Origin of the sequence: Planococcus soli, assembly GCF_016881065.1 — a bacterium.
GTDB classification, from domain to species: domain Bacteria; phylum Bacillota; class Bacilli; order Bacillales_A; family Planococcaceae; genus Planococcus; species Planococcus soli.
In genome coordinates, this window is record NZ_WXYN01000022.1 from 39525 (window position 1) to 64018 (window position 24494).

23 protein-coding genes are annotated in these 24494 nt (G+C 47.0%); 15 read left to right on the forward strand and 8 right to left on the reverse strand.

The genetic code is table 11. From position 1 onward, the window contains the following. Window positions 1-286 precede the first annotated feature (286 nt). Entirely contained in the window at window positions 287-484 is a 198-nt protein-coding gene (locus GJB59_RS11490) for a hypothetical protein (RefSeq protein WP_142828095.1), read from the reverse strand. 184 nt (window positions 485-668) lie between these two features. Further along, window positions 669-1484, reverse strand: a complete 816-nt coding sequence (locus GJB59_RS11495; protein WP_185960055.1) for a CPBP family intramembrane glutamic endopeptidase — start codon at window positions 1482-1484, stop codon at window positions 669-671. A gap of 331 nt (window positions 1485-1815) precedes the next feature. On the opposite strand from GJB59_RS11495, the gene GJB59_RS11500 reads away from it, so the two are divergent. After that, window positions 1816-2625 (forward strand): TspO-related membrane protein, encoded by an 810-nt coding sequence (locus tag GJB59_RS11500; RefSeq protein ID WP_142828099.1) that lies wholly within the window; start codon window positions 1816-1818, stop codon window positions 2623-2625. 103 nt (window positions 2626-2728) lie between these two features. On the opposite strand, the gene GJB59_RS11505 is transcribed toward GJB59_RS11500, so the two are convergent. Beyond that, window positions 2729-3604, reverse strand: coding sequence for a YitT family protein (locus GJB59_RS11505; protein ID WP_142828100.1), 876 nt, complete (start codon window positions 3602-3604; stop codon window positions 2729-2731). A 695-nt stretch (window positions 3605-4299) separates the two neighbouring features. Here GJB59_RS11505 and GJB59_RS11510 point away from each other — a divergent pair. The 4 genes from GJB59_RS11510 to GJB59_RS11525 all read left to right on the forward strand — a co-directional run bounded on the left by GJB59_RS11510 (window position 4300) and on the right by GJB59_RS11525 (window position 8436). Further along, window positions 4300-5031: a glucose 1-dehydrogenase gene (locus GJB59_RS11510; RefSeq protein WP_142828426.1), complete on the forward strand. Its 732-nt coding sequence runs from the start codon at window positions 4300-4302 to the stop codon at window positions 5029-5031. A 130-nt stretch (window positions 5032-5161) separates the two neighbouring features. Beyond that, the gene (gene nadX, locus GJB59_RS11515) at window positions 5162-5941 is read left to right on the forward strand and encodes an aspartate dehydrogenase (protein ID WP_142828102.1); all 780 of its coding nucleotides are present in this window, start codon (window positions 5162-5164) and stop codon (window positions 5939-5941) included. Window positions 5942-5978: 37 nt separating this feature from the next. Then, complete coding sequence (locus GJB59_RS11520) at window positions 5979-6953, forward strand: alpha/beta hydrolase (protein ID WP_236015640.1); 975 nt, start codon at window positions 5979-5981, stop codon at window positions 6951-6953. Between the two features lie 268 nt (window positions 6954-7221). Continuing rightward, on the forward strand, window positions 7222-8436 hold the full coding sequence (locus tag GJB59_RS11525; protein WP_142828104.1) for an amidohydrolase: 1215 nt from the start codon (window positions 7222-7224) through the stop codon (window positions 8434-8436). A 135-nt stretch (window positions 8437-8571) separates the two neighbouring features. Here the strand turns inward: GJB59_RS11525 and GJB59_RS11530 are convergent, their stop codons facing one another. The 3 genes from GJB59_RS11530 to GJB59_RS11540 all read right to left on the reverse strand — a co-directional run bounded on the left by GJB59_RS11530 (window position 8572) and on the right by GJB59_RS11540 (window position 10535). Next, window positions 8572-8811 carry a hypothetical protein gene (locus GJB59_RS11530; RefSeq protein WP_142828106.1) on the reverse strand — a complete coding sequence of 80 codons (240 nt, stop codon included), beginning with the start codon at window positions 8809-8811 and terminating at the stop codon, window positions 8572-8574. A gap of 15 nt (window positions 8812-8826) precedes the next feature. After that, on the reverse strand, window positions 8827-9336 hold the full coding sequence (locus GJB59_RS11535) for a glycine/sarcosine/betaine reductase selenoprotein B family protein (RefSeq protein ID WP_142828108.1): 510 nt from the start codon (window positions 9334-9336) through the stop codon (window positions 8827-8829). Window positions 9337-9458: 122 nt separating this feature from the next. After that, window positions 9459-10535 (reverse strand): CdaR family transcriptional regulator, encoded by a 1077-nt coding sequence (locus GJB59_RS11540; RefSeq protein ID WP_142828110.1) that lies wholly within the window; start codon window positions 10533-10535, stop codon window positions 9459-9461. Window positions 10536-10667: 132 nt separating this feature from the next. Between GJB59_RS11540 and GJB59_RS11545 the strand changes: the two genes are divergently transcribed. The 8 genes from GJB59_RS11545 (at window position 10668) to GJB59_RS11580 (ending at window position 18575) form a co-directional block, all read left to right on the forward strand. Next, window positions 10668-11810, forward strand: coding sequence for a glycerate kinase (locus GJB59_RS11545; RefSeq protein WP_142828112.1), 1143 nt, complete (start codon window positions 10668-10670; stop codon window positions 11808-11810). 1 nt (window position 11811) lies between these two features. Beyond that, window positions 11812-13161 (forward strand): GntP family permease, encoded by a 1350-nt coding sequence (locus tag GJB59_RS11550; RefSeq protein ID WP_142828114.1) that lies wholly within the window; start codon window positions 11812-11814, stop codon window positions 13159-13161. A 276-nt stretch (window positions 13162-13437) separates the two neighbouring features. Further along, window positions 13438-14943: a phytoene desaturase family protein gene (locus GJB59_RS11555; protein WP_142828116.1), complete on the forward strand. Its 1506-nt coding sequence runs from the start codon at window positions 13438-13440 to the stop codon at window positions 14941-14943. Window positions 14944-15339: 396 nt separating this feature from the next. Further along, complete coding sequence (locus GJB59_RS11560) at window positions 15340-15591, forward strand: hypothetical protein (RefSeq protein ID WP_142828118.1); 252 nt, start codon at window positions 15340-15342, stop codon at window positions 15589-15591. 13 nt (window positions 15592-15604) lie between these two features. Beyond that, window positions 15605-16159: a restriction endonuclease gene (locus GJB59_RS11565; RefSeq protein WP_142828119.1), complete on the forward strand. Its 555-nt coding sequence runs from the start codon at window positions 15605-15607 to the stop codon at window positions 16157-16159. 73 nt (window positions 16160-16232) lie between these two features. Beyond that, a complete protein-coding gene (locus GJB59_RS11570; protein ID WP_142828121.1) occupies window positions 16233-16691 on the forward strand; it encodes a hypothetical protein in 459 nt (152 codons plus the stop codon). 143 nt (window positions 16692-16834) lie between these two features. Then, window positions 16835-17278 (forward strand): hypothetical protein, encoded by a 444-nt coding sequence (locus tag GJB59_RS11575; protein WP_142828123.1) that lies wholly within the window; start codon window positions 16835-16837, stop codon window positions 17276-17278. Window positions 17279-17306: 28 nt separating this feature from the next. Then, window positions 17307-18575 carry an SMI1/KNR4 family protein gene (locus tag GJB59_RS11580; protein ID WP_185960056.1) on the forward strand — a complete coding sequence of 423 codons (1269 nt, stop codon included), beginning with the start codon at window positions 17307-17309 and terminating at the stop codon, window positions 18573-18575. 133 nt (window positions 18576-18708) lie between these two features. On the opposite strand, the gene GJB59_RS11585 is transcribed toward GJB59_RS11580, so the two are convergent. Both GJB59_RS11585 and GJB59_RS11590 read right to left on the reverse strand, forming a co-directional pair. Next, on the reverse strand, window positions 18709-19185 hold the full coding sequence (locus tag GJB59_RS11585) for an SRPBCC domain-containing protein (protein ID WP_142828127.1): 477 nt from the start codon (window positions 19183-19185) through the stop codon (window positions 18709-18711). A gap of 87 nt (window positions 19186-19272) precedes the next feature. Next, on the reverse strand, window positions 19273-19707 hold the full coding sequence (locus tag GJB59_RS11590) for an OsmC family protein (RefSeq protein WP_142828128.1): 435 nt from the start codon (window positions 19705-19707) through the stop codon (window positions 19273-19275). A gap of 229 nt (window positions 19708-19936) precedes the next feature. On the opposite strand from GJB59_RS11590, the gene GJB59_RS11595 reads away from it, so the two are divergent. Together GJB59_RS11595 and GJB59_RS11600 are read left to right on the forward strand one after the other, a co-directional pair. Beyond that, a complete protein-coding gene (locus tag GJB59_RS11595) occupies window positions 19937-23710 on the forward strand; it encodes an AAA domain-containing protein (RefSeq protein WP_142828130.1) in 3774 nt (1257 codons plus the stop codon). 4 nt (window positions 23711-23714) lie between these two features. Next, window positions 23715-24467 (forward strand): hypothetical protein, encoded by a 753-nt coding sequence (locus GJB59_RS11600; RefSeq protein ID WP_142828132.1) that lies wholly within the window; start codon window positions 23715-23717, stop codon window positions 24465-24467. Window positions 24468-24494 lie beyond the last annotated feature (27 nt).

The window sequence follows — 24494 nt, forward strand, 5'->3', positions numbered from 1 at the left end:
GACGGCACTAAGTAGATGGCTTTTAAATTGCTTCCCTGTATAACAAATTCCAAGTAAATTTTGCCGCATACAGGGGCGAAATAGGAGAATACTATATCCTTTTGGAGCAGCTCCTATATGATCATCTTAATGCAGGAAGTGTTCCCATCAGAAATCCCTTAGAAATCAATAAAAACGCCCAACAAATCAGGATGGATTTGCTGGGCGTTTGTGTTTATATTTTTAAGTTTTGCAATAGGAAATCGCTATTCAAATAATCCTTTTGCAAACCAATCAAAATGGAGAGTCAGGGAGTTCGGTTATTGTTTTTGTTTGTTAACTTATTATTTTCATCCTGGGTACGCGCATTATCTTTTAACGATTGGTTTTTTTGTTCCTGTGGATCGAAATCTTGTTTTTCGGAAGTTTCCTGATTTTTGTCTTCAAGAAATGCGTTCATTTTTTCAATGTTTTTTTCCTGTTCGGATGATTGGTGATTGCTCATCGGAATCGCTCCTTCATAACAGTTTTTATTTATATTCCCGATAGCTGGAGAGATAAACGCTGACTAGCCTGCACTTGATGACAAACTGTTCCTCAGAGTGATCGGGGGAAGTATTCATAATTGAGCACCACTCAGGGAAAATGTTGGGAGTGGAGCGAGCAACTCCATCCTTAGAAATTCAATTTCAAAAAACACGTGTTTCTTCTACCTTATTCTCCAACCCCCGCGCCAGCCACGCAATGATAAACAGCAGCAACGTCAAACTGCCAGCCAGCACAATCAGGTTCGGCACACTTTTTGTATACAGGTCATTGATGCTCGATATCATCAGCCATTGCGGAAAAGACGGATTCACGAAACTTTGGTAAACGGCGACAAAGTTGTTGGCGCTGTGCAGTAAAATCGGCACCAGCAGATTGCCGGTCTTTAAATACAGCAGTGACGCCACCACGGCGAACAGGAAAGCGCCAAAAAAGTTGATGTGAAAAATGCCGAAGATCAAACTCGACAAGCCGATTCCTTTCCAGAAGCCAAATCCCGCGACCAGCCAATTGAGGATCAGCCCGCGGAATACGAACTCTTCTGCAATCGGCGCAATAACCGCTAAAATAAAGCCGGTCGCCACCAAGTACCATAACGTATCGGGAAACGGCTGCGGCATGAGTGCCAATTCGACCGCAGTGGGGGCGATGGACAGGAGCCCCCGCAACTGCAGCCAGTAGATGCTGACGGAAAATGAAGTCACCAGCACGGTGAGTCCGAGGATTGGCAGCAGCCAGCGCAGGGTGCCGCGAAAGAAGAAGACTTGACTCAGCTTCACGCCGCGCTTCTTGAAATGGTAGCGGACAAACGGCACCGGCAAGACGACGTAGAAAACCAACAGCATGGCAACACCGATAATGAGCTCGTTTTGCGTGACCTGCAGCAGGATGAAAATGGACACGATCCATGCGCCCAGCATCCAGCCGAACATGTTCGGTGACTTCCGTTCCTCAGACATCCCCAGCGCCGCCTTTCGTTTTAGGGTGATTGCATTCCCGAGAGTGGAACAAATCATCTTCTGCAACAAAATCAGCTTTTACTACTGAATGGAATTTTTTTTAGTAATATTTTGATTTTATAATAGCATGACTTAAGGTTTTAAAAAATATTTACAGCTCATTTGATAAGGGAAGAAATATAGTTCTTAGCTGAAATGTTTAAGCCTCTTTCATTTTCAAACAAGATTTTGCAGGAAACTGTTTCGTCGTGGGACCAATTCGGGAAGACATATTGAAAGAGAGTTATGGAATGATGTTAAAAGTACTAACTACCGAGAGGATGCGTTCATTATGGATGAAAGTACATTGAAAAAAACAAAAGTCTTCACCTTATTAAATCTGGTTTTCTATTTTTTAACGCTCGGCGTAAATTATCTCGGATCTTCCGGATTTTTTAATGGGATGGGTCAGAAAGACATCTCAGACAAATACATGACGCTCATATCGCCGGCACCTTTTACGTTTTCGATTTGGGGAGTCATTTATAGTTTGCTGCTGATTACGCTGATTTATCTGTTTGTAAAAAGAAAAGATAAGCGTATCAGCAAGCTGGTGCTGTTAATTTCACCGTTGTTTATCGCGAGCTCCCTGCTCAATATGGGGTGGATCGTTGCTTTTTCTTATGAGCAATTAGGAATATCCACACTGCTGATTTTGGGGATGCTGTTTTCCTTGCTCATCATTGTGGAAAGAATCTACAAGAATCGCTTTGAGTTTCCATCTACGCTTGCTGGTCTCAGTTTTACCTTCTACAGTTCATGGGTGTTCATTGCGACAATCGTCAACATCTCGTTGTTTTTAGTGCAATTGGAATGGAACGGATTCGGGCTTTCCGATTCAATCTGGACATTGGTCGTATTGGGGCTCGCCATAGCTTTCGTGCTCTTTTACTTGTCCCGTTTCAAAAATGCTGCCTTTCCGATTCCCATCGCTTGGGCTTTCTATGGAATCTATAGTACCTATGCCGGCGGACAGCTCAATCCTGCCATGTCTACTGCCATTCAAGGCGTTTTGTTGGCAGGCATCGGCATCTATCTGATTGCTGTTGTGTGGAGATTCATAAAAAATGGCAATGCTCTTTTCCCAAGACAGACGGCTTAAGAACGCTCATCAAATAAAAGCAGCCGGTTCTTTCAGTGGATGCAAAAAGCGCCGCTCTCTTTTTAAAAAAGAGAAGCTGGCGCTTTTTTTTGTTTCTGACTCATCAATGGATATCCCGTTTTTTGAAACTGCCGCCTCTGACTTCGGCGACGTCGTATACGGCAACGAATGCGTTTTTATCAATTTCGAAGATGATTTCTTTCATTTTGCTGTCTTCGAGCCGATTGATGATGCAGGTGATTTCTTTGTATTGCTCGTTCGTATAGGCGCCGTTGACGATATTGTAGGTGGCGTTGCGCCCCAGACGGTCGTAGATGGTCTGGACGAGCAGCTCCGGTTCACGCGAAATGATTTTATACGTTTTGGAGCCGCTGAATCCTTCTTCCACCAGGTGGATCACTTTGGATGCGATAAAATAAGCGATTCCGGATAGGAACGCGCCTTGCAAACCGAAGACAAAGGAAACGATGATAAAGACAAATACATTCAGGAATAGGATCATGTCACTCGTCCCGAATGGCAATTTGCGTGACAGCAGTACAGCCAGCATGTCGATGCCGTCAAGCGCACCGCCGTTCCGCAAGGCGAGGCCCATGCCAAAGCCGATGATGATCCCGCCGATGACGGTGACCAATAGCGTGTCGCCCTCAATGATGGGCGGAATGTGGTGCATGAGAGTTGTCGCATAGGCAAGGGAAGCAATGCCGATGGTGGAGTAGATGGCGAAGCTTTTGCCGATTTGTTTATAGCCTAAATAAACAAAAGGGATGTTCAAAACGGCGATCAGCAAGCCAAGCGGCAAGCCGAACAATTGGGAGCCGACAATGCTGATGCCGGTGATGCCGCCGTCCGATACATTGTTTGGGATCAAGACGGCTTCCAAGCCGTATGCGGTGATAAACGCACCGATGATAATGGGCAGCGCCCGTAAAATCAATTTCACTTTACTTGCTTTTCGTTTTGTAGCTGCAGCACTCATTGTATTCCTCTTTTCTGTAGTAGCATGATGGCATTTTTCGCTCTATATATGTTGAACGAAAGAAATCAAATTTCACCAATCGCTTCGCCCTTGGACGCGCCGGCGCTAAGAGATAGCAAGTCTGGTTTTCCTGATGTATTCATCAAAGATATTCCACAAATCAGCAAGTGAAGATCATTGATTCAACATATATAACTATTAAATATAATCCTTTTATTGCTATTTTAGTAGAGTAAATTTGGAGAGAATTCACCAAAGGGTATAAATTCATGGAGAATGCAATATTCGCGTGCAATTAATCATTCACCAAAAGGCAGAAAAAGTGTAAATTATATTTCCATGCCCCATGATTCAGTATGGTGAAGATCTTATTATTTAAAATGGCAGAATTTCTATAAGCCAACCATATTTAATGGCTGCTGATAATTTGGTGTATTGACAATATTTTGATTACATAATATTATGACGTTGAATTTTAAAAAGGACTGAAAAATCTCTTTAATTAATGATTAAAAAGGAAGGAGTTGATTTGGGAAGGGGCGAACGTTCGAGACGTTGCAAACGCTGAGTTACAAAGGGGCTATGGTGCGAAGGAGCAGCTGCAGCAATATTCCTACAGTTTTTTAATCATATGAAGTAAATAATGGCGGGCTAATACACAATTATTCATTGTCAAAAAAAGGAGGCGATTGATGATGGGCAGATTGGACGGCAAAGTTGCCATTATCACAGGAGGCGCTGGAGGAATGGGGGCATCATATGCCAAAAGGTTTTTAGAGGAAGGGGCAAATGTCGTAATTACGGACATTTTGGAAAAGGAAGGCAGAGCGGTCGCAGAGGATCTCGGAGGCAACATCAAGTTCTTGGAGCATGACGTCACGAAGGCGGCGGAATGGGAAAAGGTCGTGGCTGAGACGGAATCATCATTTGGACCCGTCAGCGTGCTGGTAAATAATGCGGGGATTGCTTTGCTCAAATCGATCGACCAAATGACAGAGGCACAATACCGAAGAGTTATTGATATCAATCAAGTCTCGGTATTTCTGGGGATGAAGTACGTGCTTCCATCAATGAGAAAAGCAGAGCATGGATCCATCATTAACATTTCTTCCATTAGCGGGTTGAGAGGGAACAGTGACTCCATAGCTTACGATGCTTCAAAATTCGCTGTAACAGGCATGACGAAAAGTGCGGCAATCGAATTCGGAAAAGAGGGGATCCGTGTAAATTCCGTTCATCCGGGAATTATCGAAACTCCAATGATCAGGAAGAGCCGGGTCAGTCAGCTAGCTAAGAAAATTCCTTTGCAGCGGACAGCCCAGCCAGTGGAAGTGAGCAATCTGGTTGTCTATTTGGCTTCGGATGAATCCAACTACGCCACAGGTTCTGAATTTGTGATTGATGGGGGTTTGACCGCAAAATTATAAACGAAAAAAAAACCCCATCCTCACTGATTTTATTTAAGATGGCAGTTGCATATTTAAGGGTATAAGTATGTATGCGTCATTCTGCGGAACAGAGAAAAGCTTTCGCCGATTTACTGAAGGAGGACCCACCATGAACATCGGAATTATCGGAACTGGAAATATCGCTACGTATTTATTGGAACAAGTGAACTCCAATAAGATGGCTAACGGACGAATCACCGCAATTTTTGGCCGTAACCAACAAGCGGGCCATGGGTTGAGTGAACAGTTTGAAACTGATTTTTACACAGATCTTCAAGCGTTTTTGAAATTGCCGCTAGATATCGTCGTGGAGGCAGCTACTGTGGAAGCGGCGGCCCTTTACCTGAAAGAGGTCGCCACGCATAAGAAAGATCTTATTGTCAGCAGTATCGGCGTATTTAAAGAAGCCGCTTTCCTGAACGAAGTCAAAACCCTGGCAGAATCGGCAGGCACGCAGATCTTCCTGCCGTCCGGTGCGATTGGTGGACTCGACGTCCTGCAATCAGCGAAAGCAGCGGGTGGGTTGCAGCGGGTCCAGCTGACGACAAGAAAGTCACCGGCATCGCTCGGAATGGAAGCGGGCAGCGAGAGGGTGATATTCGAAGGTTCTGCATATGAGGCCGTCGAACAATTCCCGAAAAACGTCAACGTGGCGATGACGCTCGCACTGGCAGGAATCGGCATCGAGAAAACGAAGGTGCGCATCATTGTCGATCCGGATATTGAACGGAATACACATACGATCGAAGCTGAAGGGGATTTCGGGAAGCTGCATCTGCAAGTCGAAAACAATCCGATGCCGAGCAATCCGAAAACGAGCCTTCTTGCCGCATTGAGTATTCTGGCTGTGCTGCAGAACAAAGATGGAGCATTGAGAATTGGCAACTGAATTTTAATTTGGCTAGGGTTTAAAGGGGGATTCGGGATTGAAAGTAACGCGCAAAATGGTCAATAAGCAATTAAGGTTCAGAGGAATGCTGCTGAACAGGCTGGTGACGAAATCGACGGAAGAAAAGTTTATCGAGTCGATGCACAACTCTAAAGAACAGATGGAGAAGCGGTTTAAGGGGAAAGACGTGGAAGGCTTGGGCTGCAGCGAAGAGTGGGTAAGCCGTGGGGATGGTTCTTCGATTCGCGTACGTATTTACAAACCGCTCGCCCCCGTGAAAGATGTGCCGGGCGTGCTATGGAGTCACGGCGGCGGCTATGCGCAGGGTGTTCCGGAAATGAGCGGGGATATGTACAAACGCCTGATCGACACGAGCGATTGTGTCATTGTCGCACCGGATTACCGCCTATCGATCGACGCGCCTTATCCGGCAGCGATAGATGATTGCTACAAAGTGCTGTTATGGATGAAGCATCATGCACGGGAGCTGGGGATCCGCAGCGATCAGCTGATGGTGGGCGGCGAAAGTGCCGGTGGTGGCTTGACGGCCGCGCTGGCGCTGCTTGCGCGGGACAGAGGTGACGTGAACCTGGCTTTTCAAATGCCGCTTTATCCGATGATCGACGACCGGATGTTGACAGAGTCTGCGAGAGACAATAACGCCTATGTCTGGAACTCGGATACGAACCGGTGGGGTTGGAAACTATATCTCGGGGAATTGTTTGGAAAGCAGGTGCCGATCTATGCAGCAGCTGGACGTGCAGCGGATTATCGAGGGTTGCCGCCAGCTGTCACATTCGTCGGAGACATAGAACCGTTCCGGGATGAAACGATTCAGTACGTGGAGCGTTTGAGAGCTGCAGGCATTTCAGTAGATTTTAGGATTTACAAAGGCGCTTACCACGGGTTTGACATCATCCATCCGGAAGCGGACATCAGCAAAGCGGCAAGGGACTTTCTAATAGAATCCTTTAACTATGCAACCAAACATTATTTTGCGAGTCAATTTTGATATTTGACCGCAACTGCTTTAATTGAGTGGAATCACGCCTCAAGCGAATGCTGGTTTTTCATTCTCATGCAAAGCGTGAAACAGCAGTGGTAAAATCAATGAAACGTGTAAATATTCTCCGAATTTCCGGACTCGATTGAAAGCTTTTTTGTGTATTTGGTGGACCAGAGTGATATGTTTGTTACTAGATAAAATGAAAAAAAAAGTAACAGCATAAAGAAATCTTCACTCCGTGGAGAGGTAAATTAACTTAAGGAGAGATGAATACATGACTCAACCGATTAAAAAGAGTGGGACAAAGCAGCAATTACTGGATATGCTGGAAAGCCGGAAAGACGAAATGATTCAGATCCGCCGCCATTTGCACCAGCATCCCGAACTTTCTTTTCAAGAAGAAAAAACCGCTGAGTTTATAGCGGAGTTTTATAAAGGAAAAGATGTGGAAGTGCATACGCATGCCGGAAATGGCTTTGGTGTCATCGTCATCATCAGAGGGGGAAAGCCTGGGAAAACAATCGGGCTGCGGGCTGATTTTGATGCCCTTCCAATTTTTGAAGAAACGGATGTGCCATTCAAATCGCAGAATGAAGGAGTCATGCATGCTTGCGGGCATGATGGCCACACCGCCTATATGCTCGTTTTGGCAGATTGTTTGATTCAGCTGAAATCCGAACTTTCAGGAACCATTAAAATTATTCATCAGCATGCAGAAGAAACGCCGCCGGGCGGAGCGAAAAGCATTATCGAATCAGGAATTCTGGATGACTTGGATTATGTGTTCGGAACCCATCTGTTTCCGAGCCATCCGGTGGGCACGCTCGGTTACCGCAGCGGTTACGCCATGGCCGGACGAACGTATTTCAAACTTAAGATCCAAGGCAAGGGTGGCCACGGATCAACGCCTCATCGAGCCAATGATCCGATAGTTGCCGGTGCCCATTTTGTTACAGCTATTCAGACGGTCGTAAGCCGACGCTTGAACCCATTTGAGATGGGGGTCGTTACCATCGGTTCTTTTGACGCCAAGGGCTCCTTCAATATCATCAAGGACAGCATTGAGATTGAAGGGGATGTGCGTTATATGAACGACCAAACGCAAGAGCTTATCGCCCGGGAAATCCAACGCATTGTCAAAGGAATCGAGTTGGAGTTTGACGTTGGGTGTGACTTGACCTATACAGCGGATTATCCGCCGCTTTGCAACGATGCGGAAGTCACTGAGAACGTTGTGTCCATCCTGAAAAATGCGAATGATCCAGCGATTGTACACGTAGTCGAGTTTCCGGTATTTTCGGGCTCGGAGGATTTTGCATATTATTTGGAAAAAACACCCGGACTCTTTTTCAACATCGGCTGCAAACCTGAGGGAAGAGAAGAAATTTATATGAATCACCATCCGAAATTTGATATTGATGAAGATGCGCTTCTTGTATCGGCGAAGGCGGTTGCCCATGTCGTCTGCAGTTACAGCGATATTGAATAATGAAGAAAACAAAAACAGCCATCCTTTTCAAGGGTGGCTGTTTTTTTCTTATAGCCGTTAGAATCGATGGAAGACGTTCTCAGAAAGCAGTCTTGGCAGCAAAGGATAAGAGGTTCGTCAACGTAAGCCTCGTAACTAAGGCTTTTCCTGATACGCTGCCCTTGATCCGGAAGACAGGGCCAACAGCTCCAGCAATTGATCCACCACTTTCCCCCGTGTTTCAAAGTCGAACGGTTCACCGCACGGCCGTCCCATTTTAAATGGCACATGGAGTGTGCGCGGAGCGCCGACTTTGTCGGTGATTTCCGGAAACAAGGTGACCATGGCAGTCGGAATGTGTGTTGCTTCTAAAGCCCGGGCATACAGCCCAAGCACGTTATGGCAGGATCCTCAGCCAGGCACCAACAGCGCGGCATCGATTCCTTCGTTATGGAACAGTTCGACCACTTTCGGGATAAAATCTTGTTCAGCTATCGTCGTGTCCAAGATGCCGCCGTTCAATCCAATATGGACGCCGGAAACAGAGCCAATCTTTCCGTCCGCCGCGGATTCTTTAAGTTGCTGGAGCGGGAAGACGATGGACGGATCGGTTTTGGCGAACTTTGTATCGAAATAAATATGCGTCACGGTCAGCTCCTGTTCGGTAACGTCTGCCGGGATGATCCGAAACGAAGGATCTCCGGCCGGATTATCCACATCAAACGGTTCGTCCGACTTCAAGTGAACACCGGCGGTTGAAACCAGTGCCACTTTGCATTGGTCCAACGGCTTCTGTAAAAAAGCTTCGGGCAAGCTGCTGTTTTCTGTCATGTGGTTCATGGTGAATTTCTGGTAGGCATTCGTGAAATTACTGGAAAACGTCCGTGACAGCTTTGATTTGAGTTTTGTCTTCATTTTCATGATCAGCCATTCCTCCAGTTCAAATAGTCTAATGGATAGTATTCGCTGACGGGGTGGAAATTCCTTTTTGGATTTTTTCCTTTTTCGTTTGATAGCGCGACAGGTTTGATGCAGCAAGTAAATTACTTCCTAATAGCCAATGCCAAATGCAAAACGACTGCATCCTGGAATTCCGATGGGTCCAACCCCGTGATGTCCAAGATCTTTTTCAGGCGGTAGCTCAAGGTATGGCGATGGATTTTTAGCCGCTCAGCGGTTTCGGTATGGCTTTTGTTAGAGGCAAAATAAGCAGTCAGCGTCTCGCATAAGGGTTCGCTCAAGCCTGCTAGGATTCTGCCGGTAAATTTGGCGAGATCGTCTTGGGGATTGCGCTTTAGGAGCGCCATCAATTCCACGTCTTCAAAATAAACCAGTTGCTGGCCGGGGGCGCCAAAGTCCAAGGCATTGCGCGCAGCCAAATAGGACGTCCGGATATCAAAAATGCTGTCGACGGCTACACCTACGCCGATTCTCCCAGGCGCACTTTTCTGCAGAAAATGAAGCAAACTGTACAATTCTTCTTCCATTAGGGATGGCTTTTCATTTGCCACCAATAGGAAGATTTCGTTCAGCTGGGAATGTCCAGCGACGACGGTTTGGTTTTGGAAATGGCCTTCCAGCTGTTCGATGACCCGGTGGGAAGGGGAAGGCGGCTTTTTCAATTCAATCAGCAGTGTGACAAAGGACATTTTGCCTTCGAGTCCCATCTGGAAAATCCGTTCATGGACAGCCGCAGACAAAGGTTTGCCGCTTGTCAGTTCTTCAAAAATCAATTCATTGCGCTTGCGGTTCCATTCGATGTGGGAAGTGATGAGCGACTGGTGAACCATCATTTCTGTTGTCAATTGGACCAATGTAGAAATTTCTTTTAGTTCTTCCGGATTGCCGGTGATTCCGATGACACCGACAAGTTTCCCCTGAAAATGGATCGGCATATTGATGCCGGGTTTTACGCCATGCCATTCCGCTAAATCGGCTTCTGTGATGGAAAGGGTTTCGCCGCTTCTGGCTACGTGTGCTGCACCTTCATGGATTTTTTCGATCCGCTCTGCCTCGCCTGATGCCAAAATCATGCCGTTGGGATCCATGACGTTTAGGTTGCGGTTCAAGCGGATCATGGTTTGTTCGACAATTTCTTCTGCCAGCTGTCTTGTAATCATAAATGCGCCCCTTGGTATATATATTCTAAATATTTCGGTAAAAATATGTACACTCAGTATAATGTATCTCCATCTTCTTTTCATTATAATTCTATGTAAGCGCTTTAATAAAGCGGCAAGGAGGTTTTGGCAATGAAAATTATGGTAGCACCCGATTCTTTTAAAGGCAGCTTATCTGCAATGGAAGCAGCGCAGGCAATGGCAGAGGCGATACAAGAACTTGGCAGCGGAGCAGAAACCGTTTTGTTGCCGGCAGCGGATGGCGGGGAAGGTACGATGACTGCCATGGTGGAAGCGACTGACGGAAAATTGGTTGCTCACCAGGTCCAGGATCCGATTGGGCGGACCGTTTCTGCCTGCTATGGAATTCTTGGAGACGGCAAAACCTGCGTCGTTGAGATTGCGGAAGCATCCGGGTTGACCTTGCTGGAAAAGCACGAACGAGATCCACTCGCAGCCTCTTCTTTTGGTACGGGGGAATTGATCAGGCATGCGTTGGACGCCGGTTTTCGGAGCTTTATCATCGGGCTTGGCGGCAGTGCCACCAATGACGGCGGTGCCGGGATGCTCGAAGCGCTTGGCATGAAGTTTTTGGACAGGAGTGGAGAGATTTTGGCGCGCGGCGGCGGTGCACTTGCCGAGCTTGCAGAACTGGACGTTTCCGGTTTTGACCACCGCATTCCGGAAAGCCGCTTTTTGATTGCTTGTGATGTGGAAAATGTCTTAATCGGCGAACACGGTGCATCAGCGGTATTTGGACCCCAAAAAGGGGCATCACCTCCTATAGTCCGGCAGCTCGACGCCAACCTGCAAAATTTTGCGGACATTGCCGAACAGTTAACAGGCATGGCGCTCCATCATAAAAAAGGAGCCGGTGCTGCGGGAGGTGCCGGCGGAGCGATGCAGGCATTTTTTGCAGGAGAAATGAAGCGCGGCGTTGATGTTGTTTTGGAGGCAATTTCGTTTCAAGCCCATATGGACACGGTCGATTTGGTTGTGACCGGAGAAGGCAAAACAGACAGCCAGACGTTATCCGGAAAAACGCCTTTAGGCATTGCCGAAGCCGGAAAGAAAGCAGGCAAACCGGTTCTTTTGATTTCGGGAATGATTGACAGTCAGAGTTCAGGGCTGGTGGAGCCTTATTTTACCGAAATCCATGCGGTCGTGGATGGGACGGTTACGGCACAACAGTCGATCGCCGATCCGTACTACTGGCTGAAGATGAAAACGCAAACGGTTATTGGAGTTTATTTGAAAAAACAAAAGGGGTGCTGATATGTTATTTTTCATTATTGCTTTAAGTGTTGTATTGGTTGTGTTGTTGACTGCGGTCTTTAAAGTTCATCCATTCTTATCGTTATTGATCGGGGCATTCTTCATGGGAATCGCATCCGGCATGCCATTGGCGGATGTTGTGCTCAGTGTCAATGAAGGTTTTGGCGGGTTAATGACCAGCATCGGGATCGTTATTGTCGCGGGTACCATTATTGGTGTCATTTTAGAAAAGTCCGGTGCTGCTTACCGTATGGCGGAAGTGGTCTTGCGTCTGATCGGCGAAAAACGGCCGCAGCTGGCCATGTCGATTATCGGCTTTATCGTATCGATTCCTGTTTTTTGTGATTCTGGATTTATTATCTTATCAAGCTTGAAAAAAGCATTGGCGAAGCGTGCGAAAGTTTCAATCGCTTCGATGTCTGTCGCACTTGCGACAGGTTTGTACGCGACGCATACATTGGTCCCGCCAACCCCGGGCCCAATCGCAGCTGCCGGCAATATCGGTGCTGAAAACTACCTGGGTACGATCATTTTAATCGGCTTGATCACCGCGATTCCTGCGGCCATTGTCGGCTATATTTGGGCAGTCAAAGTTGCTTCAAAAATCGTAGTGCCGGAAGATACAGTCCAAAGCGGCGATTTGAACTACGAAGAAGTCATCAAATCGTTTGGCGAAATGCCTTCTACATTCAAAGCATTTTTGCCGCTTGCACTTCCTGTCTTGCTGATCGCCGCGGGATCGATCGCCAGTGTTCTTGGCGGCGATGATGCAATCACAAATACTGTGAAGTTTTTAGGTTCGCCGACTGTCGCGTTATTGTTTGGTGTGTTTGCGGCCTTCTTATTGCTTCCAAAATGGAACGAAGAAACTTTGTCCGGATGGATTGGCGAAGGGCTGGTAAGCGCAGCTCCGATCCTATTAATCACCGGCGCCGGCGGAGCGTTCGGCCGCGTTATCACCAATTCTGGCGTGGCGGATTTGATTGCAGGCATGGATTTGTCTGCACTTGCTGGAGGTTCATTGTTCCTGCTGATTCCATTCTTTATCGCAGCCGCATTGAAAACGGCTCAAGGATCTTCAACTGCCGCACTGGTCATCACTTCAACTTTAGTGGCGCCTCTGTTGCCGACTCTTGGTGTTGAAGGCGCAGTGCCACTCGCGCTAGTCGTCATGGCAATTGGTGCCGGGGCAATGACCGTGAGCCATGTCAACGACAGCTTCTTCTGGGTCATTACACAATTCAGCGGAATGAAAGTGACGGATGCTTACAAAGCGCAGACAATGGCGACGTTGCTGCAAGGGGTTACCACCATTGTCTTCACGATGATTTTATGGACGATTCTTGTGTAACAATCAACATGCATGTGCAAGGCGAAAGGGAAACCATCTTTCTTAGGAAAGGTGGTTTTTTGGTTGGAAAAGGTCAGGACAGATTCCTCTACTAAAGTCTTTCAATGTGGACATTCAGACAATTCTGCTTCTATAATGAAGTATGTATAAAAATTATACAAAAACTATATAAATAAAGTTTTTAAAGCCAATCCGCAGGGAATTAAAAGAACTCTAGCGATAATTTTACTGCTTCAATAATACGAACATACTTGAAAGATGAAAGGCGGTACATATATGGTGAATGCGACTAAATCCGTAATTGTGATCGGGGGAGGCCTGGGCGGCTTGTCTGCAGCGATTTCCCTTGCTCAAAAAGGGTATGGGGTTTCTTTATATGAGAAAAATGACCACATCGGCGGGAAAGTGAATCGCCTGGAACAGGACGGTTTCGGTTTTGACCTCGGTCCGTCGATTTTAACAATGCCGCATATTTTCGATAAATTGTTTCAAGGCAGCGGCAAGCGGATGGAGGACTATGTGCCGATCAAGCGTCTGGAACGCGAATGGCGGTCGTTTTTCCCGGATGGTACGGTGCTGGATTTGTACCATGACCTGCGCTTGATGGAACGGGCGAACCCTGCGCTTTCCAAGAAGGACATGAAAGAGTATTACGCCCTATTGAAATACGCACAGCGGATTTACAAGACGACTGAGCACAGCTATTTGAAAGAAGGCTTTGAGTCGCCGAGAGAAGCCGTTGCCCAAAACGGCATCCTGGCCACCTTGATCGGGTTCGACTTGACGTCCACCATGTACAGCGCGATTTCCAAGCGCATCAGCAACCCGCATTTGCGCGATATGCTTTCCTATTATGTGAAATACGTCGGTTCATCGCCCTACAGCGCGCCTGCGGTTTTGAACATGATGATTTACATGCAGCATGCGCAAGGCTGCTGGTACGTAGAAGGCGGAACGCATAAACTGGCGGAGGGCTTGGAGCGGCTGGCAAGAGAAGAAGGCGTTCAAATCCATACCGGTATGGGCGTCATTCGTGCCCTGACGAGTGAGGATGGAAAAATCACCGGTATTGAACTTGAAGACGGTTCGTTCAAGACGGCTGATTACTATGTATCGAATATGGAAGTCATTCCATTCTATAAGAAGATGGTCAAGGCGGAGCATGAGTTTATCGACAAGCTCGAGAAGAAATACGAACCCTCAAGTTCCGGACTGGTTTTGCATCTTGGGGTAAAAAAAACGTATCCGCAATTGAATCACCACAATTTCTTCTTCTCGGATAATTTAAAAGAACAGATGTACAAAGTATTCGAAAAGCACGAACTGCCGGACGATCCGACGATTTACCTCGTCAACGTCAACAAGACGGACCCGGCGCAGGCGCCGGAAGGCCACGAGAATATTAAAATCCTGCCGCACATCCCCTATATCCAGGACAACCCGTTCACACCGGAACAGTACCGTGAGTTCGAGGAGCTGGTGCTGGATAAACTCGAACGCATGGGTCTGGACGGTTTGCGCGAAAATATTGTGACGCGTGACGTCTGGACTCCGCATGACATTGAACGGACATACGGCTCAGACCGGGGAGCGATTTACGGCACCGTTTCCGATAAAAACAGGAACGGCGGCTTTAAGCACAAAAAACAAAGCGAACTATACGACAACCTCTACTTTGTCGGAGGCACCGTCAATCCCGGCGGTGGCATGCCGATGGTGACACTCAGCGGCCAGCAAGTGAGCGACAAGATTGTCAAGCGCGATCAGGCGCGGAAGAAGTAAAAATGCATTTTGTTGAAAAGCAGCCCATTCAGTTATAAAACACAAAACTAAAGCTTTTTAGACCGCTAATTCAATGTTGAATTAGCGGTCTTTTTAATGCTGGTAAAGGATTCTCAACTTAAATGATCAAGATATTGGATTGCGTAAATAAGTAGCGGCCTTTTTTTCTTCGGTGTTGCCGGCTTTTAGATGGAGCAGATCAGAACCGCAACTTTGGTATTCATCAGTTCGTCAGATAAGGGATGGTGGAAATAAAAGAGATGGTGGAAATAAAAGCCATATTTTTTGAAATATGCTACACTAAGGTTATGGAATAATCAGACAACTGGGTCGATGAATTAAGTTAAGTAAGAAGCTGGTTTTTTCATTTTACTAAACTCTTTTAGGAGGGCTTACATGAAAAAAACGTTTGAAACTACTTATAACGGCCGTCATATTTTAGTGGAAAATCGCTGGTTTGAAGGAGAAAAGCTATTTGTGGACGGAGAATTGCAGGACGAAAATATCGGACTCAGTTTTAGAGGAATCTTAACGGGCAAGCTTAAAAGCATTGAAACTTCAAAGGATATTAAAGTAACGCTCGGCGGCTTTTTTGCCATTCAATGCAAAGTATTTGTTGACCATGAATTGGTTTATTCGAGCGAGTGAAAGGCGGTTCAACATGGCCAGAAAGAAGAAGAATGATAATTTAGGTGAGTTGCTTACCGGAATTTTGATTCTCGGCAGTGTTAGTACTTTTGTTTACACGCAGTCAGTCACAGGAACCATCATCGTATTTATCGTTGGCTTTATATGCATGCTGGCAATTGCGAAAGCGATTCAATTCAAAAAGCGGAAGAAATTGAACGAGTCCGGAATATTGCAGGTCGATGGAATGTCCGGGGCAGAGTTTGAAGAGTTTCTCCGTTTGCGCTACATGGCTGAAGGCTATGCCGTTCATAAAACGCCTTATAAAGGGGATTATGGAGCAGATCTCATTTTGGAAAAAGACCAGCAAAAGATCGCTGTACAAGCGAAGCGTCACAAGAGCAATGTCGGCATCAAAGCCGTGCAGGAAATTTCCGCTGCGAAACTGCATTACGGAGCAACCGAAGCATGGGTCGTCACAAACAGCTTTTTCACAAGAGCGGCTGCAGAGCTTGCGCGGAGCAATAAAGTGAAATTGGTGAACCGTGATGAATTGGTGGAGATTTTATTGGCGAAGAAAGCAGTCTGAACAGTGCTTCCAATGTTTTTTTATAACAGTGATAGAACCGGACTGCCTTTAATGTATGGAGGGAGGGGGATTCATGGAACCATCAACTCGCAAAGAAATGATGAAAAAGCTGGATTTTTTCATTGGCACCTGGACAGTAGAAATCATCCATCCGCATCTTCGGCCCACCCCGATTTTGGGGCACACCAGTTTTGAATGGCTGGACGACAGTTATGTCGTTCAGCGCATGCATATTGATAAACCTGAATTTCCAAGCAGTATGATCGTCTGCGAGTGGAATCCGGAAACGGGCCGCTATTTACAGCATTATTTCGATTCGCGGGGTGTAACACGCCTGTATCAAATGACTTTGGAAGATCGTGTTTGGAAGTTATGGAGGGACACCTCTGATTTTTCACCACTCGATTTCTTTCAGCGGTTTGTTGGGGAAATCGATGAGGCTGGGAGCACGATTGAAAGTTCTTGGGAACAATCAGATGATGGCATCAATTGGACCCGTGATTTTAAGGTTTTGTATAGAAGAAACTCATGATATAGGGCGGCAAAACTATATCTAGCGGCGTCCGGCTAATGATCCTATTGGGCTAAACCGACATGGCAATGTCAATCTCACCTTGCCATGCCGGTTTTTGTATAACAGCGTCTTAATAGAAATAATAAGGGGGGTTCTGGAACATGTTTGAAAAACAAATTATCGACAAGCAAGACCACCGGAACTTTTTTGTGCAGATGTCCAATCGAGGGACGAGGGATACGTTCCCACTGCTGACAGATGATCCTTCGACCATTATCAACCGGGCCTATGAAGAAATTTCCATGGGGTATACGTCACTGGTTATATATAAAAGAATGGCTATTCTTCAACAGGATAGCTGTGTTGATTTGTCAAAAAAGGATGAAGGCAAGGCCAAGTATTATCAAAACTTTCTTTTTGTTCAGCAGCATGAAGAAAGTGAACACGTGGCTTTTTCAGCATTCGAACCCCCCAATCATTACGAAACATTGGACGAAGCGATTGCGGCCGGCAAGGAAGAGCTCAAAAACAAGCAGCGGATTTTTCCGGGCCAAGTGTTTACGGTGGTCTGCAGCGCATTTTTAGAAAATCACGCTTGGCATTAAGAGAGGAAGATACAGGATGCAATTAGTCATGAAGCGAATTTCAAAAAAACTGAGTTCTCATTTCGGACCCTTTTTAAGCCAACCCGCAACTGTCGAGGAGATTGAAGATCTGGAACGTATACTCGGGGTCAGCTTGCCAAACGATTTGAGCCGGCTCTACCAATTGCATAACGGAGAGCTGGCCGGAGAGCCGGGTTTGTTTTTCGGCCTGTCTTTTTTACCCCTGCCGGACGTTTTGAATGAATGGCGATTTTGTGCGTCATTAGCAGACGATAGGGCAATGAACGATGTCCCGTTTTATGCGGTTCCGCTCGAAACGATTAAAGACCAATACATAAACCGCAAATGGATTCCTTTTGCGGCTGATTTCGGCGGTAATTTTCTGGCGGTGGACTTGGACCCGGGTCCAAACGGTACATATGGGCAGGTCATCAACTTTGGAATAAAGGAAAATACACGGCACGTCGTCGCACACAGCGTTGAGGAGTTAATGGAATTTATTTCGAAAACGCTTCAGGAAGGTCCTTATACAATTGACGGGGAAGGAACGTGGAGCTATAGCGAAACAGAGAGCCTTCATTTTTTTCGTGCTTTGGAAGATATGCCGCTGCCGGTTCTGCATCCTGAAACAGCCGAATCCACAGCAGAAGCATTGGAGAAGGAACAGAAAGAACAAACTAAAAAGAGCGTAAGAAGTTTTGCCGGCGATCCGTGGGAAGAAACCGTGTATGTAGATGGCCGGATTATCACAACTATTTCGCAGAAAACAAATACGGATCCGACTAAGCTCCACGAAAATGGCAGTGAAGAGCTGGACAAGGTGAAGAGTTTGGACGTGTCGATCTTCAGCATCGATCAGTTTGAAGAGATTGCAAAGAAGGCGACTCAATTGGAGCATTTGCACATTCGACAGTTAGTAGGGGTGGTCCACCCGGATTTAAGACTACTCAGGGATATAAAAAACTTGCAATCGCTGACGATTGAACATTGTGCATTTTACACTATGCATCTTTGGGGGAACTTTAGAAATCTAAAAAAGCTTACCTTAATCGATTGCCAAATCTTCGACGCCACGGAAATCAAAGAGACGCAAATTGAAACCTTGGAGTGCATCCGGACGCCTATCGAAAATATTGAAGTGATTGCCGAGTCGCCATCGCTGCAGAAATTCTCAGGCAGTTTCCAGCAATTTGCGGTGTTACAGCCAGTTGTGAAACGCCCAATGGATTTTTCCAAAATTACTGGCGGCATGACAGACAGCGAGCGGGATATTTGGTTTAGCAGCCTTACAGAATAAGGTTTTCTCTGCAAAAAAACAGCTCAACAAATACAAAAAACACCTTCATTTTCTCGCTGATAGTCTACGCGATACTGAAGGTATTTTTTGTACTATGCGTTTTTTGGCTGAACTTTCCTGTTCTGATATACAATTATTTCTCAATAAACTGCGCAAGATTTTCCAGTGTAGAACCCAAACCCTCATCATGATCTTCTTTCCGAATCCCTTCGGGCACATGCTCACAAACAATGATGACCTTTGTGCCTTCTAAAACGGCTTCCAAATACCAGGTTTGAATCATCTCACCGGAGAAAGCCGGATCTTCCGAATCAAAATTGACGGACAGCACGATTTTCGTGTCAGGAACGAGTTCCAGAAAAGTTCCTTGGGATACATCAGTATGAGCCGAGGTCTTGCCAGGATTTGAGTGATCCACTTCGTATGTCAAGGCCATCTTGTATGCTCCGCCTTCACGAGGATCGAACACCTCGATATGAGCCGCCATCCCTTTAGGCGGAAGCCACGTACCTAATGCTTCAGGATTCATAAAGGCTTGGTAGATGGCTTTTGGTGATGCCATGATTACTCTTGATGCAGAATCAATTCTATTGCTGGACGAACGGGTCATGGTAAACAACCTCATCAATTGTGTTTTGGTATAGTATACCCACCTTGAGTCAGTAGTCTTCCAGTTCTCAGCACCGCAAAAAAGCAGCTACGTTGCGCTGGCTTCTTCACCGTTCAGCACGAGCCGGTAGCGGACATCCGCTTTCAGTGAATGTGCGACCGGACAATATTTTTCTCCGCTCACTTCAATGGCGTGAAGCACTTGTTCCGCCGCGATTTCGCCTTCAACGACGAATGTTACCACGAACGATAAAAATTCTTTCGGGGGATTGCGCCGTTTTATGCCTTCGGTGATGATCTCCAGAGAGCGAATCTCTTCTGTTTTCGACCGCAAAATCATGATTACATCCATCCCGACACAACCCGCAAGCGAACCAAGCAATGCCTGCATCGGCAACAAGCCCTGTTCTTTTCCGACACCTTGATGAGCATCCATCGTCAACGAATGGCCGCCTTGCCCAACAGCCGAAAAAACAAAATCCCCTTGCCATTTCGTATTAAGAATCAATTGATCAGTCTCCATCACGCATCCTCCTCATATTTTTCTTTCAGTGTATCACTTGTTGTCTGAATATTATTTCTTTAGGAATTTTTTCGTTGATTCAAATAATAAATTAAAACGAACATATATTCGCTAAAATTTACAAATTATAAGCTCATAGCCATTAATAGATGATATGATTAGATGAAAACAGATCAGGCAGAATTCGTCGGTTTGAAATTTATACAGCTTTAAAAGAACAGGTGATTAAATGGGTAACGCAAACAGAGCAACATACAAAACTTCAATACGATTAACCAAGACGGCTATGGAAAAAATGGGAGGGTTCGGCATCAGCGAACGCTCGTTTTTTGTTGCGGATAAACCGTTCAAGGTGTTTATCGAGCGGTATCCTTCCAATGCGGATGGCGAGCTTTCGGTAGCATTGATTTTGGACAAGTCGGAAAACGTCCGGCTGGCCGGAAAAGACATGGAAGGGTCGATCGTCCTTCACGCGGTCTTCACCAATCACAACCTGCTGGTCACCAACTTGACCATGCGGAAATCCTATCAGGCGCTCGGCACCAATTGGCAGCGCGAGGAATACTTGGTGTTCGATCGGTCCCGTGATCCTGCTCCTGTCTCCCTGATCAATCTGATCAACCGGATGACACCGGCGAAGGAAAGCTCGGATTATGTCAAAAAGCGGATCGGCAGCTGGGAAGGCTATTTGAAAATCCAGGAACGCGGCATGGACATTCCTGACATCAAAACCAGCTATTCCAGCCTGTCGTTCAGCCACGATTTCAGCCGCATCACGTTAAAAGGCTGCCAGCTGAAAGACACGGAATGGAGACAGCTGAAAAGTTTAACCGTGCGCCTCACCGGAATTGCGGGAGATGTCGGAACGGTCATCAAAGCAGCAAACCGGACAGTGGAAGTGGAAATCCAAAGCTATATGGTCAAACAGCTCCGGGAAAAAGGGCTGGCACTCGATAAAAGGGAAGTGGTCTTCAGCAACTTTGCGGCTTTGAGCCAAGTCAGGCGGCTGCGGCAAGGGTTTGCGAATCTCGAGAAAGGCCTTGCGGTGAACCCGAATCTCGATCGGATCCTTTTCGAGGAAAAGCCGCCGGTCAAGCCGCTCCGTTCGCTCGAGAAGCTGTCTTTCGATAACCGGCTCAATGAGTTCCAGCAAAAAGCGGTGTCAGGTGCGATGGCGGCAGAAGATCTGTACGTCATCCAAGGTCCGCCGGGAACAGGGAAAACGACCGTCATTTCAGAAATCTGCCTGCAAAATGCCCGGAAAGGCTTGAGGACACTGGTTGCTTCACAATCCAATTTGGCGGTCGACAACGCACTTGGCCGCTTGCTTGCCAACAAGGACATCCGCATTTTGCGTGTCGGACGGACCGAGAGCATCGAAGAAGAAGGCAAAAAGTTTATTGAAGAAAACGTCGGCCAGTATTGGAAAGACCACACGCTGGAAGAAATCACGGCGCAGTACGAGATGCGTGAAAAGCGCGAACCCGAGTTAAAAAACGCATTGTTGGCGAACGAACAAGCTACTGTGAAGCTGGAGCCGGTTTACGAAAGCCTAGGCAGAGCGGTTGAAGAGAAAAAACACGCCCAGAGCCAGCGGCAAGCCGTTCAAAAGCTGCTTGAAAAAGAGCAGTTGAAATTGGCGACGTGTGAACTCGAAAAAGGCAAAGTTGTAACGGAAAGCCGGGAACTGGCGCACCGTCTGCATGAGCTGACAGATTTGATTGACCAGGATTCCGCATTAATTGACGGCAAAAGAGACAGCGCGTGGTTCCAGGAAGAGCATCTGCGGATCCATAAGCAAATCAAGCTGTATGAGCGTGTTATCGGGCTGCCGCGGCTTGAGCAAGACCTGGCGGTAAAACGGCAGGACCTCGCCGTGGTGACGGAAAGACGCGACCAAATCGCGGGGATCATCGAGCAAAAAAGAGTGGCCATCAGTGAAATGGACAGCATCAAGAAAATTGATGGCCTTCTTCACGTGCTGAAAGAGCAGCGGGTTGAGGAAACACCGACCATTACGTACTTGATCAACCGGCTTGAAGCGAACCGGGAAAACATGGCGGAATGGGGCAAGCTCAATCAATACAACGAGCAGGTCACAGCTGCGATTTCCTACATTGAAAAACTGTTGGCACCTGCCGGCATTTCTGTTGCGGATTTGAAACAGCAGGCACTGGCCAAGACAGAAGCGTATACGTCAGCGGAAATCGACGAGTATTTGGAGAAGCTGCGGAGACTGTTGAAAAGTGCGAAGCATCATGACTCCATCGTTCTGCAAAAAGCGCTCAACGGTTTGTACAAAAGGCAAAATGATTTGTGGAGAAGAGGTGCCAAACTCAAAGCATTTGACGTCTATGCAGCAGAATCGAAACGGGCTTTCCAGGACTTGAAAAAGCATTTATGTGACGAGCTTGGCAACCAGCAAAAACAATACCGATCATGGGACGAAAAGTTGCTGGAGCAGCAGGAGAAAAAGCAGGAAGACATGGCGCCGCTTGAACAGCGCCACCGCCAAATGCCAAATCGGGCAGAGCTTCCAGCCGACCTCGAAGCGGCCGTCCGTGATGCAACCGCAGAACTTGCCAGGCTGCAAAAAGATAAAGCTCTTTATGAACAGACTAAAAAGAAGATCGCGGATCATCAAACGGAACGCACGCAAAAAGCAGCGGCTCTGGAAACGAATGATGCCCGAATTGAGGCAATGAATGCCAATATCCTTCAAGTTGAAAAGGCTGTAAAAGGCCACGAAGAAGAGTTGCTCGCATTACGCGAAATTTTGTCTTCGGATGTAGAGCGGCAGCTTGAACAGGCGGCTAAAGATCTCGCCAGTTTGTCTTTCACGAAGGAATCGCTCAAGCAGGAAATGAAAAATCTGCCTTTGCTTCAATCGATTCAGAAAAAATGGCTGGATTTATTGGCAGGCGCGAACGAGCACGATCTGGATGAGATCCGGAAATTGTATATCAAGCACGCCAATGTCATCGGCACGACTTGCGTGGCATCAGCACGCAAGGATTTTATCGACAACTACCCGGAATTTGATGTGGTCATTATTGATGAAGTATCCAAAGCCACGCCGCCAGAGCTGTTATTGCCTATGCTGAAAGGTCAGAAAATCATTTTAGTCGGCGACCATCATCAATTGCCGCCGCTTCTTGGCAACGACACGCTGGAGGAAACGCTCCAGGAAATGATTGACGAAGACAACGGCTTTGAAGAAAAGAAAGAACTCGAAAAACTGCTTGAAGAATCGCTGTTTGAACGCCTCTATAAAAACTTGCCCGCAGCCAACAAGACAATGCTTGCCATCCAGTACCGGATGCACGAAGACATCATGGAAACTATTTCGCCGTTCTATAAACTGGAAAGGGATCAGCTGCAATGCGGCATTGCCGATTCCGACCGGGAACGCGATCACCTGTTGGAATCACCTGCAGTGAAGCGGAACAACCACCTCATGTGGCTGGATCTGCCGAATGAACCAGCGTATTTTGAAGAACGCATGAGCGGCGGTAAAAGCTTGTACAATGCAGCCGAGCTTCAGGAAATCCGCGCGTTATTGGTGGATTTGAATGAAGCAGCTGGAGAAGCAAAGCAGGCCGGACGAATCCACATGGACCAACAGAAGAGCATCGGGGTCATCAGCTTTTACGGCGAACAGGTCAAGCGGCTGCAGCGGATGATCGACCAGGAACTGCACTTGCCGCATTTGACTGTCCGCACAGGGACGGTTGACCGGTTCCAGGGAAGCGAACGGGACATCATCGTACTCAGCATGGTGCGGAACAACCAAAACAAGCAGGGTGACATCGGCTTTGCGAAAGACTACCGTCGGCTGAACGTGGCGCTGTCGCGTGCCAAGGAGTTGCTGGTGCTTGTCGGCAGTTCGCAGATGTTCACAGAGCGCGCCAAGCAGCCGGAAACAAGAAGTATGTACAAGCACGTATTGAACGTCGTGAAAAAGAAAGACGGCTTAAAGCTGTTAGAGAAGAGCAGGGGGTAGACATGTGGATAGGCTGATAGAAGAACTGCGGACGCGCGTAACAGAAAACCCGGAAGTGTCGATCGTCAATGATAAAGTGTGGAGGCTGCCGGTCGTTTTATACGATGTAGGCTATAGCCGAGTTAAACGCTTGAAGATGGATATTTTGATGAAAATGCTGCTGCTGGCTTTTCAGGAAGCCGATGTCCGCCGCGCTGCCACCTTGTCTGACATGCTGTTTGTGGAAGAGCTGTTTATTAGCGACCTGATCGGTAAGATGCAGCGCACCGGGTTGATTGGCCTTGAGAAATCCGGCTATAAGCTGACGGCGAAAGGCTATGATTATTTGGCCAAAGGCATTTTTGATGAAGAGATGGACGGGGACAAAACCGTGATTTCCTATAGTGCTGCTCACGACCAGTACCGGTTGGCAGAAGACGACGGCCATTCGGAAGCAGGAGACGAGCTTCCGGTGTACCGCTACCCGGTAAAAGGCAGTTTGAACAAAGACCGCATGCAGCAGCTTCTTTCAAAGGAGCTGTCGGGCGGGGAAGAAGGCTTTCAAACAATTGTCAGCGGAATTACGAGCTGCGTTGAGCACGAGACTGTTTATATCCCATGCATCGAATTTCAATTGTATGACCAGAAGCAGGATATTTTTTATGCCCGCGTTTGGAATGGTATGTCTAATAACTGGGACGAAACACTGGAAAAACAAATCGAGGCGCGTGAGCTGGTGAAATGGCGGAAGGCGATGATGGAACAGCCGGTCTTGTGAATAGGAATTTCCATAGGAAAAGCAGGT